Source organism: Oceanibium sediminis (assembly GCF_003265325.1).
Taxonomy (GTDB): domain Bacteria; phylum Pseudomonadota; class Alphaproteobacteria; order Rhodobacterales; family Rhodobacteraceae; genus Halovulum; species Halovulum sediminis.
Genome location: NZ_QGNX01000006.1, coordinates 153,945 through 171,376, shown reverse-complemented (window position 1 = coordinate 171,376; position 17,432 = coordinate 153,945). Strand labels below are relative to the sequence as shown.

General features: G+C 66.4%; 16 protein-coding genes. 14 read left to right on the top strand and 2 right to left on the bottom strand.

The features are described 5' to 3' along the window. Positions 1–88 precede the first annotated feature (88 nt). The 6 genes from DJ029_RS16170 to DJ029_RS16145 all read left to right on the top strand — a co-directional run bounded on the left by DJ029_RS16170 (position 89) and on the right by DJ029_RS16145 (position 5,863). Entirely contained in the window at positions 89–883 is a 795-nt protein-coding gene (locus DJ029_RS16170; RefSeq protein WP_112323534.1) for a GntR family transcriptional regulator, read from the top strand. Beyond that, positions 880–2,289 (top strand): 3-isopropylmalate dehydratase large subunit, encoded by a 1,410-nt coding sequence (gene leuC / locus DJ029_RS16165; protein WP_112323533.1) that lies wholly within the window; start codon positions 880–882, stop codon positions 2,287–2,289. The genes DJ029_RS16170 and leuC overlap by 4 nt, the downstream gene beginning before the upstream one ends. Next, positions 2,286–2,891 (top strand): 3-isopropylmalate dehydratase small subunit, encoded by a 606-nt coding sequence (leuD, locus tag DJ029_RS16160; RefSeq protein ID WP_112323532.1) that lies wholly within the window; start codon positions 2,286–2,288, stop codon positions 2,889–2,891. The genes leuC and leuD overlap by 4 nt, the downstream gene beginning before the upstream one ends. A gap of 103 nt (positions 2,892–2,994) precedes the next feature. Continuing rightward, positions 2,995–4,005: a TRAP transporter substrate-binding protein DctP gene (gene dctP, locus DJ029_RS16155; protein WP_112323531.1), complete on the top strand. Its 1,011-nt coding sequence runs from the start codon at positions 2,995–2,997 to the stop codon at positions 4,003–4,005. Positions 4,006–4,049: 44 nt separating this feature from the next. Continuing rightward, positions 4,050–4,556 carry a TRAP transporter small permease gene (locus DJ029_RS16150; protein WP_112323530.1) on the top strand — a complete coding sequence of 169 codons (507 nt, stop codon included), beginning with the start codon at positions 4,050–4,052 and terminating at the stop codon, positions 4,554–4,556. Beyond that, positions 4,556–5,863 carry a TRAP transporter large permease gene (locus DJ029_RS16145; protein ID WP_112323529.1) on the top strand — a complete coding sequence of 436 codons (1,308 nt, stop codon included), beginning with the start codon at positions 4,556–4,558 and terminating at the stop codon, positions 5,861–5,863. Before DJ029_RS16150 ends, DJ029_RS16145 begins: the two co-directional genes overlap by 1 nt. Positions 5,864–5,914: 51 nt before the next feature. Here the strand turns inward: DJ029_RS16145 and DJ029_RS16140 are convergent, their stop codons facing one another. Both DJ029_RS16140 and DJ029_RS16135 read right to left on the bottom strand, forming a co-directional pair. Further along, positions 5,915–6,970, bottom strand: a complete 1,056-nt coding sequence (locus DJ029_RS16140) for an ABC transporter ATP-binding protein (protein ID WP_112323528.1) — start codon at positions 6,968–6,970, stop codon at positions 5,915–5,917. A gap of 3 nt (positions 6,971–6,973) precedes the next feature. Next, on the bottom strand, positions 6,974–7,780 hold the full coding sequence (locus DJ029_RS16135) for an IclR family transcriptional regulator (RefSeq protein WP_112323527.1): 807 nt from the start codon (positions 7,778–7,780) through the stop codon (positions 6,974–6,976). A gap of 152 nt (positions 7,781–7,932) precedes the next feature. Here DJ029_RS16135 and DJ029_RS16130 point away from each other — a divergent pair, with 152 nt between their 5' ends. From DJ029_RS16130 to DJ029_RS16095, 8 genes are all read left to right on the top strand, one after another. Next, positions 7,933–9,198, top strand: a complete 1,266-nt coding sequence (locus tag DJ029_RS16130) for an ABC transporter substrate-binding protein (protein ID WP_112323526.1) — start codon at positions 7,933–7,935, stop codon at positions 9,196–9,198. A gap of 136 nt (positions 9,199–9,334) precedes the next feature. Further along, positions 9,335–10,234, top strand: coding sequence for a carbohydrate ABC transporter permease (locus DJ029_RS16125; protein WP_370445251.1), 900 nt, complete (start codon positions 9,335–9,337; stop codon positions 10,232–10,234). Between the two features lies 1 nt (position 10,235). Further along, positions 10,236–11,084: a carbohydrate ABC transporter permease gene (locus tag DJ029_RS16120; protein WP_112323524.1), complete on the top strand. Its 849-nt coding sequence runs from the start codon at positions 10,236–10,238 to the stop codon at positions 11,082–11,084. Further along, positions 11,081–13,174, top strand: coding sequence for an alpha-galactosidase (locus DJ029_RS16115; protein ID WP_112323523.1), 2,094 nt, complete (start codon positions 11,081–11,083; stop codon positions 13,172–13,174). Before DJ029_RS16120 ends, DJ029_RS16115 begins: the two co-directional genes overlap by 4 nt. Continuing rightward, the gene (locus tag DJ029_RS16110; RefSeq protein ID WP_112323522.1) at positions 13,171–13,938 is read left to right on the top strand and encodes an SDR family NAD(P)-dependent oxidoreductase; all 768 of its coding nucleotides are present in this window, start codon (positions 13,171–13,173) and stop codon (positions 13,936–13,938) included. The genes DJ029_RS16115 and DJ029_RS16110 overlap by 4 nt, the downstream gene beginning before the upstream one ends. After that, positions 13,935–14,867 carry a 2-dehydro-3-deoxygalactonokinase gene (locus DJ029_RS16105; RefSeq protein WP_112323521.1) on the top strand — a complete coding sequence of 311 codons (933 nt, stop codon included), beginning with the start codon at positions 13,935–13,937 and terminating at the stop codon, positions 14,865–14,867. The genes DJ029_RS16110 and DJ029_RS16105 overlap by 4 nt, the downstream gene beginning before the upstream one ends. After that, a complete protein-coding gene (locus DJ029_RS16100) occupies positions 14,864–15,469 on the top strand; it encodes a 2-dehydro-3-deoxy-6-phosphogalactonate aldolase (protein ID WP_112323520.1) in 606 nt (201 codons plus the stop codon). The genes DJ029_RS16105 and DJ029_RS16100 overlap by 4 nt, the downstream gene beginning before the upstream one ends. Further along, on the top strand, positions 15,462–17,390 hold the full coding sequence (locus tag DJ029_RS16095; protein WP_112323519.1) for a beta-galactosidase: 1,929 nt from the start codon (positions 15,462–15,464) through the stop codon (positions 17,388–17,390). Before DJ029_RS16100 ends, DJ029_RS16095 begins: the two co-directional genes overlap by 8 nt. The last annotated feature ends 42 nt before the right edge of the window (positions 17,391–17,432 follow it).

Genomic DNA, 17,432 nt, shown 5'->3' with positions numbered 1-17,432 from the left:
GCCCCGATCTGCCTGAATTATTTTCGGACAGTTTCTTGCTTTCGGCGATGTGGCGGCTAATCTTCCTGCAAACGGAGGTGATCTGCGCGTGAACGGACCGGTCCAGAACCTGCAACCCGAAGGTGGCAAGTCCCGCCGCGTCTACCTTTTGCTGCTGGACGAGATTTCCAACGGTACATACCCCGAAGGCGCGCTTTTGCCGGGCGAACAGCGGCTGGCGCAGATGTATTCCGTGTCCCGCGTGACCGTGCGCCGCGCGCTCGACGCGCTGGCGCGGGACGGGCGAATCGAGAAGCGGACCGGCGCCGGTTCCGTCGTGTTGCCGGCGCGGCGCGATACGGGCGTGACCGCTGATCTGACAACGCTGATTCCCCAGCTTGAGGAAATGCACCGCCGCACCACGGCGCGGTTGCTGTCCTTTTCCTACGGGCCCGCGCCGGGGCCGGTGGCGCAGGCGCTGGGCCTGGAACCGGGCGCCGAGGTGCAGATGGCTCAGCGCGTCCGCCTGCTGGACGGCGGGCCGTTTTCGCACCTGACGACCCATGTGCCCGCTGATCTGGCGAGCCGCTATTCCGAATCCGACCTGGCCACCACGCCGCTGTTCCGCCTGCTTGAGCGCGGCGGCGTCACGGTGGCGGGGGCGCGGCAGTGGGTCTCGGCCACGCTGGCCACACCTGAGGTGGCGCGCTCGCTCGATATCTCGGAAGGCTCGGCGCTGATCTCGCTGATCCGGGTGGTGCGCGACGCAGAGGGGCGCGCGATCGAGCACCTTGCCGCGCTCTATCGCCCAGACCTTTATCGGTTCGAGATGAGCCTCGCGCGCGTCGGGGCCGAGGACGCCCGCCACTGGAGCCCGGTCATCGGGGCCGAGGGGGGCGCATGAGCCCGCCGCGCACCCTGTTCGACAAGGTCTGGGCGCGGCATGAAATCAGCCGCGACGCGGGCGGCACCTCGCTTCTGTGGGTGGACCGCCACCTGGTGCACGAAGGCTCGCACCATGCGTTCGCCAAGCTGGCGGAGCGGGGGCTGAAGGTGGCGGCGCCGGAGCTGACCTTCGCCGTGGTGGATCACTACGCGCCGACGCGGGAGCGCGCGCATATCAAGGATCCGGCGATCCGCCGCATGGTCCAGACGCTTGAGGCAAACGCCGAGAAGCACGGGATCACCTGTTTCGGCCTGCGCGATCCGCGTCAGGGGATCGTGCACGTGATCGGCCCCGAGCAGGGGCTGACGCTGCCGGGGCTGCTGGTCAATTGCGGGGACAGCCACACCTCCACCCACGGGGCGCTTGGGGCTATCGGATTCGGCATCGGCGCGACCGAGGTGGCGCATGTGCTGGCCACCCAGACCCTGCGCCAGAAGAAGCCGAAGACAATGTGCATCACGGTCGATGGGGCACTTGGGCCCGGTGTCGGCGCAAAGGATATCGCGCTTGGCTGGATCGCCCGGCTTGGCGCGGACGGGGCGCGGGGCCATGCCATCGAGTATGCGGGGAACACCATTCGCGGGCTCAGCGTGGAAGCCCGCCTGACCCTGTGCAACCTGTCTATCGAGGGCGGCGCGCGCTGCGGCATGGTCGCCCCGGACGACGTGACGCTGGACTACCTGGTCGCGCGCCCGTTTGCTCCGAGGGGCGCCCTGTGGGACCGGGCAGAGCAGGACTGGCTGTCGCTGGCCAGCCATCCCGACGCCGAATTCGACCGGGAGGTTTCGATCGATGCCGCTGACATCGCCCCCACGGTCACCTGGGGTACCAGCCCGGACGAGGCGGCGCCGATTACCGACCATGTGCCCGACCCCGCCACGGCGCCGCCCGAAAAGGCTGCGCGGATCGGGGCCGCGCTGGACTACATGGGCCTGCGCCCGGGCCAGCCGCTGACCTCCATCGCCGTGGACCAGGTCTTCATCGGCTCCTGCACCAACGCGCGGATAGAGGATCTGCGTGCCGCCGCCGCCGTGCTGGCGGGGCGGCGGGCAAAGGTGCCGGGGCTCGTCTCGGCCGGCTCGGCGCTGGTGAAACAGCAGGCCGAGGCGGAGGGGCTGGACCGGATCTTCACCGAGGCGGGCCTTGAATGGGTCGCGGCAGGCTGCTCGATGTGCGTTGGCATGAACGGCGACCTGGTCGAGCCCGGCAAGCGCTGCGCCTCCACCACCAACCGCAACTTCCGGGGCCGGCAGGGCAGGGGTGCGCGCACGCATCTGATGTCCCCCGCGATGGCGGCGGCGGCGGCGGTGACCGGGTATCTGACCGACGTGCGCCCCATGCTGGCGGAACGGAGCGTGGCATGAGCGGCTGGAGCACACACACGGGCACCGCCGTAGTGCTGCCGCTGGAGAACGTGGATACGGACCAGATCATCCCGGCACGCTTCATGTCCACACCGCGCAGCGAGGGGTATGGCCGCTTCCTGCTCCACGACCTTGCCCATGACGCGGAGGGCGCGAAGTTGCCGGGATTTGCGCTCAACCGGCACCCCGACGCCTCGGTCCTGGTCACCCGGCGCAACTTCGGCGGCGGCTCCAGCCGCGAGGCGGCGGTTTATGCGCTGGTGGATTCCGGTATCCGCGCGGTGATCGCGCCGAGCTTCGGCGACATCTTCGCCGCCAACGCGGTGAACAATGGCCTTCTCCCCGCAAGGGTCAGCGCGGAGGCGGCGGAGGAGATGATCACCAGCTTGGGCGACGCTACCGCGCCTGTACGCATCAGCCTGACCGAACTTACGATCACCCTGGGCGATCGGACACTGGCATTCGATCTGGCCGACACCTGGCGCGAAAAGCTGATCAACGGTTGGGACGACATCGACCTGACGCTGCAGGAACGGGACGCCAACGCCGCGTTCCGCGACGCCTACCGCGCGGCCACCCCCTGGGCGTGGCCCGCGACATGAGCTTGACCCGCCCCCGCAGGGGCCGGTCCGGGCGGCCCAGCCGCCCACAACAGGGACAGGGCGGAGTAACCGCCTTGCAAACACATAATAAAGGAGAAAACCCATGAAACATCGCGTCTTCGCCGGGCTGATCGCCGGCTCCACCCTGATCGGCACGGTCGCCGCGGCACAGGAAACCCTGACCGCCGTGCATGCCTTTCCCGAAACCCTGATCTACACGCAAAGCTTCCTCGAGTTCGTCGACAAGGTGAACGCGGCGGGCGAGGGCGTCGTGCAGATCGAGGTGCGCGGCGGGCCGGAGGCGATCGGTATGTTCCAGCAGCCCGACGCCGTGCGCGACGGGATCGTGGACATGGTCTACACGCCGGGCTCTTTCTATGGCGGCTCGCTGCCGGAAAAGGACGCGATGGTCGCCTCCAACCTGACGGCGATCGAAACGCGGGAAAACGGCGGGATCGCTCTGATCGACCAGATCCACCAGGAAAAGATGGGGCTGAAATACCTCGGTTGGTTCGACAGCGGCGTGACCTACAACCTGTGGATGGTGAACGAGCCTGAACTGGACGCCGAGGGCAACCTCGACGTGTCGGGGATCAAGCTGCGCGGCAACGCGGTCTACAACGCCTTCTTCACCGAGTACCTCGGCGCGCAGGTGATCGATCTGCCAACCACGGACGTCTATTCCGCGCTGGAGCGTGGCGTGGTGGACGCCACCGGCTGGACGCAGATCGGGCTTATCGACCTGAAGTGGAACGAGTTCCTGAACTATCGGATCGAGCCGAGCTTCTTTTCCACCGACCTTGGCGTGATCGTGAACCTGGAGCGCTGGAACTCCCTCAGCCCCGAGGCGCAGCAGATCCTGCAGGACGTGGCGATCCAGCACGAAAAGGACAGCGTCGAGGCCTTGCGCGCCAAGCGCGACGAGGATTTCGCCGCGCTGGAGGAAGGCGGTATGCAGGTGATCGAGCTTCAGGGCGAAGCCCGCGCCAACTACCTGGCCGCCGCCCGTGAAAAGACCTGGGAGCGGATGAAGGGCCTGATGGCCGAGCATGAGATGGGGACGGCGAACTACGACACGCTGATTTCCCTGTTCTACGACACCTCCGCGAACTGATCGGACAGGGGCCGTTGCCCATGGCGACGGCCCCGCCATTACCGATGCAGCAGATCGCCCGAGCCTACGCCTTTCTTGTCAACGCCATGGCGTTGATCGCCGCCCTGACGCTGGTGTGGCTGATGGTGGCTGTCGTCACCTCGGTCCTGATGCGGAATTTCGGGGTGCAGCCCTTCGCGTGGCTGTTCACCTCGACCGAATACGGGCTGCTTTACATGACAATGCTCGGCGCGCCCTGGCTGGTGCGTGAGCGGGGGCATGTTCACATCGAGCTGGTCACTGCCGCGCTGCCGGGCGCGATGCGCCGCCTGCTCAGCCGGGCGGTGGCGCTGCTCTGCGTGGCGGTCTGCCTGGTGCTGGCCTGGAAGGGGGCGGAACTGGTGCTGACCAATCTTGAGCGCAACGACTATGACGTGCGCGCCTATTTCTTCCCGCGCTGGATGCTGACCATCGCCTTTCCGCTGAGCTTCGGGGCCATGGCCATTGAATTCGCGCGCTTCGCCTTCGGGGCGGAACTGATGCACTCAGGTGAAGCGGGGATCCACGAATAATGGAATGGTATGGGGCCCTCGGCCTGCTTCTGGGCACGATCATGGTGCTGATGGCCATCGGGATGCCGGTCGCGCTGGCCTTTCTGGCCGCAAATATCGTCGGCGCCTGGGTGTTCATGGGCGGAGAGCGCGGGATCATGCAGCTTCTGAACAACGGCCTCGGCAGCCTGACGACCTTTGCGCTGGTGCCGATCCCGCTGTTCCTGCTGATGGGAGAGATCTTTTTCCACACCGGCCTTGGCGCGCGGATGTTCAACGCGATCGATCGGCTTCTGGGCCGCCTGCCGGGGCGGTTGTCCTACGTGACGGTGCTGGGGGGAACGGGATTTTCCACGCTCTCGGGCTCGTCCATGGGCTCCACGGCGCTGCTCGGCGCGCTCATGGTGCCCGAGATGACGGCGCGGGGCTATAAGAAATACATGTCCATCGGGCCGATCCTGGGCACCGGGGGGCTGGCGATCATCATCCCGCCCTCTGCCCTTGCGGTGCTGCTGGCGACGCTGGCGCAGATCGACGTGGGCGCGCTGCTGATCGCGGGCGTGGTGCCGGGGCTGATTCTGGCGGCATTCTATATCGTCACGATCTGGTTGCAGACCCGGTTGGACCCGGACGCCGCCCCGCCTTACGACGTGGAGCCTGAACCCATGTCGCGCAAGCTGCTGCTTTTGCTGCGGGACGTGGTGCCGATGGTGGGCGTGATGGTGGTGATCGTCGCGATGATGGTCTGGGGCGTCGTCACCCCGTCCGAGGCGGCGGCCTTCGGCGCGCTAGGCGTGCTGATCCTGGCGGCGCTGTTCCGCTGCCTGACCTGGGCGGCGATGAAGAACGCGGTGCGCGGCGCGCTGAAGGTCACGCTGATGGCCTATCTGATCGTCTTCGGATCGGCCACCTTCAGCCAGTTGCTGGCGTTTTCCGGCGCGTCGCGCGGGCTGATCGGCTGGGCAACGGGGTTCGACCTGGCCCCGACGGTGATGCTGCTGGTGATGTTCGGCGTGCTGCTGATCCTCGGCATGTTCATGGAGCAGATTTCCATGATGCTGCTGACGGTGCCAATCTTCTTTCCGCTGGCGGTGCAGCTTGGCTTCGATCCGGTCTGGTTCGGCCTGATCATGCTGCTCGCGCTTGAAATCAGCTTCACCACGCCCCCTTTCGGGCTTTTGTTGTTCGTAATGAAGGGCGTGGCGCCCCCCGATACCACGATGCGCGAGATCTATACGGCGGCGATGCCGTTCATCCTGTGCTCGCTGGCGCTGGTGGGGCTGTTGATCCTGATGCCGGGCATCGCGCTGTGGCTGCCGGGGCGCTAGCGGCGGGGCAGGTGGGTTGGAAACAACCCACCCTACGGGCGCAGCCCCACCTTAACGCAAGCGGTCCTGACTTGAAGCATCGAAGAAAAACGCGGGGTTGTCGCCAAGGGTCACGCTGGCGCTGCCGCCTTCCTTTATCGTGCGGCCGTCCTTCGCCTCGGCCACCATGCGCTTGCCGCCCGGTGTCTTGAGGTAGACGAAGCTGACCCCGCCCAAATGCTCGATCAGTTCGATGGTCAGCGGCCCGCCCGGCGTCACCTTCAGGTGCTCGGGGCGCATACCCACGGTCACGGGCTGACCTGCGGCGGGCAGGGCGACCTGCGCGGGCACGATCAGGTCGCCCAGTTCGGGCACGCGCACCTGACCATCTTCCACAACTCCCTCAAGGAAGTTCATCGCCGGTGAGCCGATGAACCCCGCCACGAACTGGTTGTCGGGATCGTCATACAGGTCCAGCGGCGCGCCCACCTGTTCGATCCGGCCCGCGCGCAGCACCACGATCTTGTCGGCCAGGGTCATCGCCTCCACCTGGTCGTGGGTGACGTAGATCATCGTCGCCCCGATCTCGTTATGCAGGCGGGAGATTTCGACCCGCATTTCCACCCGCAGTTCCGCGTCGAGGTTGGACAGCGGCTCATCGAACAGGAACACCTTCGGCCCGCGCACGATGGCGCGCCCGATGGCCACGCGCTGGCGCTGGCCGCCTGACAGGGCCTTGGGCTTGCGGTCGAGATAGTCGTCCAGCTTCAGGATCCGGCTCGCCTCGGCCACCTTGGCGGCGATCTCGGCCTTGGGGTGGCCGTTCATCTTCAGCCCGAAGCCCATGTTCTCACGCACGGTCATGTGCGGGTAAAGCGCGTAGGTCTGGAACACCATCGCGACTCCCCGCTCGGCCGGGTCGCGGCGGGTGACGTCCTCATCCGCGATGCCGATCATGCCCGAGGTGGTTTCCTCCAGCCCCGCGATCATCCGCAGAAGCGTGGATTTCCCGCAGCCCGAGGGGCCGACGAAGACGGCGAACTCGCCCTCGGAAATGTCCAGGTCCACACCGTGGATCACCTGCGTTTCGCCGTATTTCTTCACCACGTCTCTCAGGGTCACGCCCATGGCTCATGCACTCCTTGATGTTTGATTATGGTGCGGAAACGCCCATGGCTGCAGGTTGGCGGCGATATCCGACGCCGTTTCCTGCAGGTCGGGGGCCAGCCGCGACAGGTCCGCCAGGGAGTGGCGAAGGGTGGAGCTGGTCACCGAGAGCGCGCCGAGCGGCTCGGTCGCGGTGGACAGGATCGGCACGGCGACGCAGATGATCTGAGGCTCATGCTCTTCCCGATCGTACGATACGCCGGACTCGCGAATGCCCGCCAGTTCCGCGCGCAACGCTTCCGGAGTGGTCAGCGTGGCCGGGGTGTAGCGCTGGAAGGCTTGCGCGCGCAGGGCCTGCTCCAGCTCGGCCTCGGGCAGGAAGGCCAGCATCGCCTTGCCCACGCCCGTGCAATAGGCCGGGCCGACCTTGCCCGCGTCGGAAAACATCGCGATGGGCTTCGTCGCGTTGCGCTTGTCCACGTAAAGCACCTGCCCCGAATCGAGCTGCGCCAGGTGCACGGTCTGCCCCAGTTTCGCGCTGAGCCGGTCGAGGAAGGGCCGCGCCACCGGCGCGATGGAGGTATGCGCCCATGCCTGGTGCGCCAGGCGGATCAGGCGCAGGCCGATGAAGTAGGTGTTCTTCTCGGGATCGTGCTGCAACATGCCTTGGTTCGACAGGGTTTGCAGCAGGCGATAGGCCGTGGCCTTTGGAAGCTGGGCCTGGGCAAGGATCTCGGTAAAGCGGGCAGGGCGGCCGAAGGCGGCCACCGCTTCGAGCAGGTCCATCGCCTTGCCGACGGTTCCATCGGCATGTCCCGGCGCTTTCGCCATCGTCCTCTCCCTTATGCGGCGGGTGCTGTGCCTGCCGGCGGTTTTCGTTGGTGTTGACAATGATAGCCGTCACGGGCATCATTTTCAATAATCAAAACTAAGTTCCATTATGTGAGACTAACTTGCAGGGAACAGCACATGGGAGGTGACTGATGAAGTCCATATTGAAGGCGTCCGTCGCGACGTTCGTTTCCGTTGCCGCGCTGGGCGGCACAGCGTTGGCCGATGCCCACGCGCAACAGCTGTCGGGGGATCTGACGATCTTCTCCGACATGTCCAACCCCGCCCCCCGCGCGGTGATGGAAGGCATGGTCGCGCGTTTCGGCGAAATGCACCCCGATCTGAACATCGAACTGACGGTGATCGACCGCGAGGCCTACAAGACGCAGATCCGCAACTTCCTGTCCGCCAACCCGCCTGACGTGGCGAACTGGTACGCCGCCAACCGCATGAAACCCTATGTCGAGGCGGGGCTGTTTGCCGATGTCTCGGACCTCTGGGCCGAGGACGGGATGGAGGCGCTGGCCTCCACCAAGGGCGCGATGACCATCGACGGCAAGCAGTGGGGCGTGCCCTACACCTATTACCAGTGGGGCGTTTACTACCGGAAGGACATATTTGACGAATACGGTCTGAGCGAACCCACCACCTGGGAGGAGGAAAAGGCGAACTGCCAGACGCTGCTCGACAATGGTGTGAAGTGCTACACCATCGGCACCAAGTTCCTGTGGACCGCCGGCGGCTGGTTCGACTACCTGAACATGCGCACCAACGGCTATGACTTCCACGCCGCGCTGACGGGGGGAGAGATCCCCTGGACGGACGACCGCGTGAAAGCCACCTTCGCCAACTGGCGTGAGCTGATCGACATGGGCGCCTTCATCGACAACCACCAGACCTATTCCTGGCAGGAAGCGCTGCCCTTCATGGCCAACGGCGATGCCGCCGCCTACCTGATGGGTAACTTCGCCGTCGCGCCCCTGCGCCAGGCGGGGCTGGATGACAGCAAGCTGGACTTCTACCAGTTCCCGGTCATCAACCCCGACGTGGAGCTGGCCGAGGACGCCCCGACCGACACGTTCCACATTCCTGCGGGCGCGGAAAACGTCGAAGCGGCAAAGGAATTCCTGCGCTTCGTCGTCTCGGCCGATAACCAGACGCTGATCAACAACGGCGAGAACCTCGGCCAGTTGCCGGTCAACGCCAATTCCTCGGTGGATGACGACAAGTTCCTGAAGCAGGGCTTCGAGATGCTGTCCTCCAACAGCCCCGGCGGCGTGGCGCAGTTCTTCGACCGCGACGCCCCGGCGGAAATGGCGTCCGAGGCGATGCAGGGCTTCCAGGAATTCATGGTGATCCCCGACAACCTGGACGACATCCTGGCCCGCCTGGAAAAGGCGCGCCAGCGGATCTACTGATCCGCGGGTGACAGGACAGGGGCGGGCGCCCATTCCCGGCGCCCGCCCTTCACGTCAAGCGCAACAGGTCTTCGGCAGCGCGCGCTGAACCGGGGCCAGATGGGAAGGGAGGGGCGTCATGACAACCGCTGTCGTAATGCCGAAACCACGCCGGTCCTGGTACAAGCGAAACGAGATCGCGGTCACGCCGTGGCTGTTCCTTGCCCCCGCGATCCTGTTCTTCATGGTCTACGTGATCATCCCGATCTTCCAGAGCTTCAACCTGTCGCTCTATCGCTGGGACGGATTGGGCGCGGCCGAGTACATCGGCATGGCGAACTACGAGGAACTGCTCGCCGACCGGGCCTTCGAAACCTCGCTCTGGAACAACCTGAAGTGGCTGCTGCTGTACCTTCTGGCGATTCCGGGCGGCTTGTTCATCGCGCTGCTGCTGAACCAGACCGTCGCGGGGATCCGGCTTTACAAGTCCTTGTTCTTCTTTCCCTTCGTCATCAGCCAGATCGTCGTCGGCCTTGTCTTCACCTGGTTCTACGACCCGACCTTCGGGCTGCTGAACGTGATGCTCGGCTGGTTCGGCCTTGGCCCGCTGAACGTGCTGGGCGACCCGGACCTCGTGACCTACGGCATCATCGCCGCCGGGCTGTGGCCGCAGACCGCCTATTGCATGATCCTCTACCTGACCGGCCTGAACGCCGTGGACCCCGAGCAGATCGAGGCCGCGCGCCTTGATGGTGCGAAGGGCTGGCGGATGCTGTGGTACGTGATCATCCCGCAACTCAAGCCCGCCACCTTCATCGCTTTCGTGGTCACGATCATCGGCGCGCTGCGCTCGTTCGACCTGATCTCCATCATGACCAACGGCGGGCCGTTCGGCTCGTCCCGGGTGCTGTCCTTCTACATGTTCGAAAAGGCGCTGTCGGAATACGGCTTCCGCATGGGCTACGGCGCGGCCATCGCCGTGGTGCTGTTCCTGATCATGCTGGTGTTCATCGCCTACTTCCTTTTCTCGATGTACCAAGAAGAGAAGGAGCGCTGAGATGTTTCCGACGCCAATCGAAAAGACATCCCGCACCTGGCAGATCTCCTACCAGGCGCTGTTGCCGCTGACGCTGCTGATGTGGCTGGCGCCGCTGCTGGCCGTGGCGCTGTTTTCCGTCAAGCCCGAGGTGGACTTCGTTTCGGGCGGCTACTGGTCGATGCCGAGCTATTTCGCGGGGGCGGAAAACTACGGCCGCGTGTTCTTTGACAGCGACATGCCGCGCTACCTGATGAACTCGGTCTTCATCACCATTCCGACGGTTATCGGCTGCATCATCCTGTCGTCCATGGCCGGGTTCGCGCTGGGCATCTACAAGTTCCGCTCGAACATCTGGGTGTTCTTCATGTTCGTCGCCGGGAACTTCGTCCCTTTCCAGATCCTGATGGTGCCGGTGCGCGACCTGACGCTGGACCTTGGCCTTTACAACACCAAGACCGGGCTGGTGCTGTTCCACATCGCCTTCCAGACCGGGTTCTGCACCCTGTTCATGCGCAACTTCATCCGAGCGCTGCCCTATCCCCTGATCGAGGCCGCACGGGTGGAGGGCGTGGCCGAGTGGCGCATCTTCTGGTTCGTGGTGATCCCGCTGATGAAACCGGCCATCGCCGCGTTGTCAGTGCTGATCTTCACCTTCATCTGGAACGACTACTTCTGGGCCGTGGTGCTGACGCAAGGCGTGGAAAGCCAGCCCGTCACCGCCGGGATCACCAGCTTCAACGCGCAATACCGCGCCGCCTATCACCTGATGAGCGCGGGCAGCATCGTCGCCGCGCTGCCCCCGGTGCTGATGTTCTTCCTAATGCAGAAGCACTTCATCGCGGGGCTGACGCTGGGAGCGGTCAAATGACCCAATGTTGGCGTCTGGATACCCCCGCCCAGACCCTGGTCCTGGCCAGCCGGGAGGATCGGCTGGCCGAAATCGTCTATTGGTCCGGCCCCCTGGACGAGGGCGAGGAGCTTTCCGCCTTGGTCGATCTGATGTCGCCATCGCCCGCGGGCGGAGTGCTGGACCGTGTCGCTCCGCTCAGCATTTGTCCCAACGCCCGGGATGGCTTCACCGGGATGCCGGGGCTGGAGCTGCGAGGCGCCGACGGTGCTGCCGTTCACCCCGCCTTCCGGCTGGTGGAGGCGTCGCCCCGCCCCAATGCCCTGACGCTGATCTTCGCCGACCCCGACCTTGGGGTACGCTACACCTTTACCGCCAGGGCCTATCCCGGCTCGGACATGCTGGTGCTTGAGGCGGCGCTGCACCAGGGCGGGGCTGGGGATCTGCGCATCGGCTGGCTGTCGGCCCCCGTGGTGCCCGCCTCGCCCCAAGTGGGCGAGGTTGTCGAATTCTCGGGCCGCTGGTGCGGCGAGTTCCAGATGAACAAAAGCCCGCTGACCCCCGGCGCGCGGCTGCGCGAAAACCGGCTTGGCCGCTCGTCCCACGAGCATTTCCCCGGCATCCTGCTGCCCACCGCGGGCGCCACGGAAACGGGGGGCGAGGTCTTTGCCCTCAGCCTCGGCCATTCCGCGGGGCACCGCCACCTGCTGGAAACCCTGCCCGACGGGCGCACGCAGGTGCAATTCGGACTGACGCCGGGCCAGCACCTGCCGCATGAGGCGAAAAGCGGGCCGCTCTACCTCACCCGCTCGGGCGCGGGGTTCAACGGCATCAGCCACGCCTTCCACCGCCACATCCGTAAGCAGCTGGTCACCTTCGCCGACCCCGAGCGCCCGCGCCCCGTGCATTACAACTGCTGGGAAGCGATCTATTTCGACCACGATCCCGCCCGGCTGATGCAGCTTGCCGACCAGGCCGTGGACCTCGGCGTCGAGCGTTTCGTGCTGGACGACGGCTGGTTCGGCAAGCGCGATGACGACAGCAGCTCGCTTGGGGACTGGGTGGTGGACCGGCGCAAATGGCCCGACGGGTTGACCCCGCTGATTGACCACGTGAAGGCGCGCGGCATGACCTTCGGCCTGTGGTTCGAGCCCGAGATGGTCAACCTCGACAGTGACCTGGCGCGCGCGCACCCCGATTGGATCCTCGGCCCGGGCGACCAGGTGACCGGGCGGGGCCAGCACGTGCTGGACATCGCGAAGCCGGAGGTGGCCGACTACCTGTTCGACGCCATCGACGCGATCCTGTCTGAATACGATATCGACTACATCAAGTGGGACCATAACCGCGTGCTGCCCTATCCCGATCCGGGCCAGGCCGAGGCCCTGTATCGCCTTCTGGCGCGCCTGCGCACGGCCCATCCGGGGGTGGAGATCGAGAGCTGCGCCTCGGGCGGGGGGCGGATCGACCTGGGCATCCTGGCCCATACCCAGCGCGTCTGGCTCAGCGACAGCAACGACGCGCTCGAACGGCTGAAGATGCAGCGCGGCGCGTCCTACTTCCTGCCGCCGGAAATCGTCGGCAGCCACGTCGGCCCGCGGGTCTGCCACACCTCGGGGAGGATCTTCGCCATGGGCTTTCGCGCCGCCGTCGCCGGAACGCGCGCCTTCGGGCTGGAAATGGACCTGGCCGAGTTGCAGGACGCGGAACGCGAAACGCTGAAGGCCGCCATCGCCGCCTTCAAGGCGCGCCGCCACATCCTGCACAAGGGCCGGTGCCACCGGCTGGAAACCCGCGACCCGCAGGTCCTGGCCGAGATTTTCGTCAATCATCAGAAGCGCAACTTCGTCCTTTTCGCAGGCCAGCTCGGACCATCGGACCAGACCCTGTCCATGCCTTTGCGCCTGACCGGGCTTGACCCTGACGCGCGCTATCGCCTGAAGCTGGAAAACCCCGGCGATGTCGCCTACGGACAGAACCGCCTGCCACGCCGGCCGTTCCAGGCCGGCAGGCATGTCGAGATGTCCGGTGCGCTTCTGATGCAGGCGGGGGTGCAGCTGCCGAACGCGCTTCCAAACACACTCTGGACCGTAACAGGAAAGAAGATATGAATATTGCCAGTTTCCACGACCTCAAGGACCGCTCCGTCTATATCACCGGGGGTGGCTCGGGGATCGGCGCGGACCTGACCGAAGGCTTCCTTGCCCAGGGCGCGAAAGTGACCTTCGTGCAGCGCTCGGACGCGACAGCCTTCTGTGACGAGATGGAACAGAAGCACGCCAACCGCCCCACCTTCATCCGCTGCGACCTGACCGACGTGGCCGCCCTGCGCGAGTCCATCGCCCGGACCGAAGCGGAGCAGGGCCCGATCACCGTGCTGGTCAACAACGCCGCCAACGACATGCGCCACCCCCTGAGCCCGTTCGAGCCGGAGGACTGGGACCGGATGCAGGACATCAACCTGCGCCCGCATTTCTTCACCACGCAGGCGGTCGCGCCGGGGATGAAGGCGGCGGGCGGCGGCTCTATCATCAATTTCAGCTCGGTGTCCTACATGATGGGCAACGGCGGCTATTCCGCCTATGTCGCGGCCAAGGCGGGGATTACCGGCCTGACGCGCGGGCTGGCGCGCGAACTGGGCCCCGACAAGATCCGCGTCAACGCCATCATGCCCGGCTGGGTGCTGACCGAACGCCAGATGGACAAATGGGCCACGCCCGAGGCGCTGGCCGCGCACCTGGAGCGCCAGTGCCTGAAAGAGCACCTCGCGGCCTCCGATATCGTGGGCGGCGTGCTGTTCCTCGCCTCGGACACGAGCCGGATGATGACGGCGCAGGCGCTGGTCATCGACGGCGGGGTCGTGGTTACGGGATGAGTGATACGCCAATCAAAGCCGACTGGGTGGCGCTGGACTGGGGCACCTCCAACCTGCGGGCCTGGGCGATGGGCGCTGACGGGTCCATCCGCGCAGAGGCGCGCAGCGACGCGGGCATGTCCGGCATCGCGCCGGGCCCCGAGGGGTTCGAGCCGGTGCTGCTTGGCCTTGCCGGCGACTGGCTGGCCGAGGGGCGCAAGACCGACGTGATCGCCTGCGGCATGGTCGGCGCGCGCCAGGGCTGGGCCGAGGCGGGCTATCGCGCCGTGCCCGCGCAACCGCTGGACCCGGGCGCTATCACCCGCGCCGTCGCCCATGACGCGCGGCTGAACGTGCATATCCTTGGCGGGCTTTCACAGACCAACCCCCATGACGTGATGAGGGGCGAGGAAACCCAGATCGCCGGTTTCCTCAGCCGCTCGCCCGGGTTCGAGGGCGTCGTCTGCCTGCCCGGCACCCACACGAAGTGGGCGCAGATCGTCGGTGGCGAGGTGTTCCACTTCGCCAGCTTCATGACTGGAGAGTTGTTCGCGCTGCTGGCCGGGAAGTCGATCCTGCGCCACTCGCTCGACCTGGCCCATTTCGAGCGGGACGCCTTCGTCGAAGCCGCCGAGGAAAGCCTCGCGCGGCCCGAACGCATTGCGGCCAAACTGTTCACGCTGCGCGCCGAGCACCTGTTGCAGGGGGCCGATCCGGCCGCCGCCTCGCGCCTCAGCGGGTACCTGCTGGGCATGGAGGTGGCGGGGGCGAAACCCTACTGGCTCGGCCAGCCGATTGCGCTGGTCGCCGCTGGCCGCCACGCGGAACGCTACGGCGCGATCTTCGATCACCTGAGCGTGGACTACACCACCCACGACCCCGACACCTGCGTGCTGCAAGGACTGAGCGACGCGCGCACGCATCTTCTGACGCCGGAGGGCACAGCATGAGCCGCAAGATGATCGCCATTCTGCGCGGGATCACCCCCGAAGAGGCCGTCGAGACCACCGCCGCGATCCTCGACGCGGGGATCACCTGGATCGAGGTGCCGCTGAACTCGCCCGAGCCGCTGGACAGCATCGCGCGGATCGCCTCCGCCCTGAAGGGCAGGGGGCATTTCGGCGCGGGCACCGTGCTGAGCGTGAAGGACGTGCAGGCAGTGGCCGCCGCAGGCGGGGATTTCATCGTCTCGCCCAACTGCAACCCCGAGGTCATCCGCGCGAGCAAGGCGGCGGGCCTCGGCTCCTATCCCGGCGTCTATACCCCGACCGAGTGTTTCGCGGCCCTCGACGCGGGGGCGGATGCGCTGAAGATCTTCCCCGCCGAACTGATGGAGCCAAAGGGGCTGAAGGCGCTGAAGGCAGTGCTGCCCAAGGACCGCGATGTGCTTGCCGTGGGCGGGGCGGACCCGTCGAATTTCGCGGATTGGGCGGCGGCGGGGGCGGATGGCTTCGGCCTTGGCTCGTTCCTCTACAAGCCCGGCCGACCTGCCGCCGAAGTGGGCCAGCGCGCCGCGGACTGTGTGGCCGCCTATGATGCCGCCTATGGCTGAGCCTGCCGATCGCCGGACGCTCGGCGTCTGCTATTACCCCGAACACTGGCCAGAGGAACGCTGGCCCGTGGACGCGGCGCAAATGGCCGAAACCGGGCTGACCTGGGTCAGGATCGGCGAATTCGCCTGGTCCCGGCTGGAGCCGACGCCGGGCGATCTGCGCTTTGACTGGCTCGACCGCGCGATAGAGGTGCTGGGCGCGGCGGGGCTGAAGGTGATCCTTGGCACGCCGACCGCCACGCCGCCGCGCTGGATGCTCGACAAGCACCCCGACATGCTGGCCGTGGACAAGGAGGGGCGTGCGCGCAAGTTCGGCTCACGCCGGCACTATTGTTTCTCTCACCACGGCTACCGCGAGGAATGCGCGCGCATCGTCACCCTGCTGGCGGAACGCTACGGGGCCAACCCCCACGTGGCCGCCTGGCAGACGGACAATGAATACGGCTGCCATGACACCACCGTCAGCTATTCCGACGCGGCGCGCGCGGCCTTCCGCACCTGGCTGGCCAGGCGCTACGGGCAGATCGACACGCTGAACGCGGCCTGGGGCAACATCTTCTGGTCGATGGAATATCGCACCTACGCGGATATCGACCTGCCGAACCTGACCGTGACCGAGCCGAATCCTTCGCATGTGCTCGACTTTCTGCGCTTCAGCTCTGACCAGGTGGTCAGCTTCAACAAGGTGCAGACCGACATCCTGCGCGCGCATACCGATGCGCCGTTGATCCACAACTACATGGGGCGGGTGCTCGACTTCGATCATTTCGCCGTTGGCGCGGACCTCGATATCGCCAGTTGGGACAGTTACCCGCTGGGTTTCCTCGAGGATCGCATCGACGTGGACGACGCCTGGCGGCGGCGGTTCATGCGCCAGGGCGATCCGGATTTCCAGGCGTTCCACCATGACCTCTACCGTGCCGTCGGGCGCGGGCGTTGGTGGGTGATGGAACAACAGCCCGGCCCGGTGAACTGGGCCCCCTACAACCCCGCGCCCCAGCCGGGCATGGCCCGCTTCTGGGCGTGGGAAGCCTTCGCCCACGGTGCCGAGGCGGTCTGCTACTTCCGCTGGCGCCAGGCCCCCTTCGCGCAGGAACAGATGCACGCGGGCCTGCTGCGCCCCGACGGCGAACCCGCCCCCGGTCTGGACGAGGCGGCGGCGGTCGCGCGCGAGCTGGCCGACGCGCCAGCGGTGGGCGATGCACCGAAACAGGCGGCGATCGTCTTTGACTATGCCAGCGTCTGGGCCTGGACCGCGCAGCCGCAGGGCGCTGATTTCACCTATTTCCGCCTGGTGTTCGCGCATTACCGCGCGCTGCGCCGCGCCGGGCTGAACGTCGATATCCTGCCCCCCGACACGCGGGACTTCACGGGCTACGGGCTGGTCGCCATCCCCGGCCTCCTGGCCTGGAACGAGTCCTTGCGCGCCGCCGTGGCGGGGGCGGAGGGCGTTGTGCTGATCGGTCCGCGCAGCGGCTCGAAGACGGCGCAGTTGTCGATCCCCGACGCGCTGCCGCCGGACATGCAACGGCTTGGCGTCACCGTCGAGCGTGTGGAAACCCTGCGCCCTGACGCGCCCATCGCCCTGCAGGGCGGCGGCGCGGTGACAAGCTGGTTCGAGCACCTCGACACCGATGAGCAGGTGCAGGAGGCGACGGTGGACGGTTTGCCGGTCGTCATCGCCAGGGGCAACCTGCGCTATGTCGGCGGCTGGCTGGATGACGTGGCCATGTCGCGGCTGATCGAAACTTCCGCAAGCGCAGCCGGGCTCGACGTGCTGCACCTGCCCGATGAGTTGCGCACCCGCCTTCAGGGTGGTGCGCGCTACATCTTCAACCACGGGACCGAGACGGTGCGCGCAGGCACCTGGCCGGGGGTTCAGGATATCCCCGCCGCGGGCTTCGTGCGTCTACCCGCCTGATCCGCCGCGCCGATCCACCTGGGGGCGCGGGCGGGGGCCGAT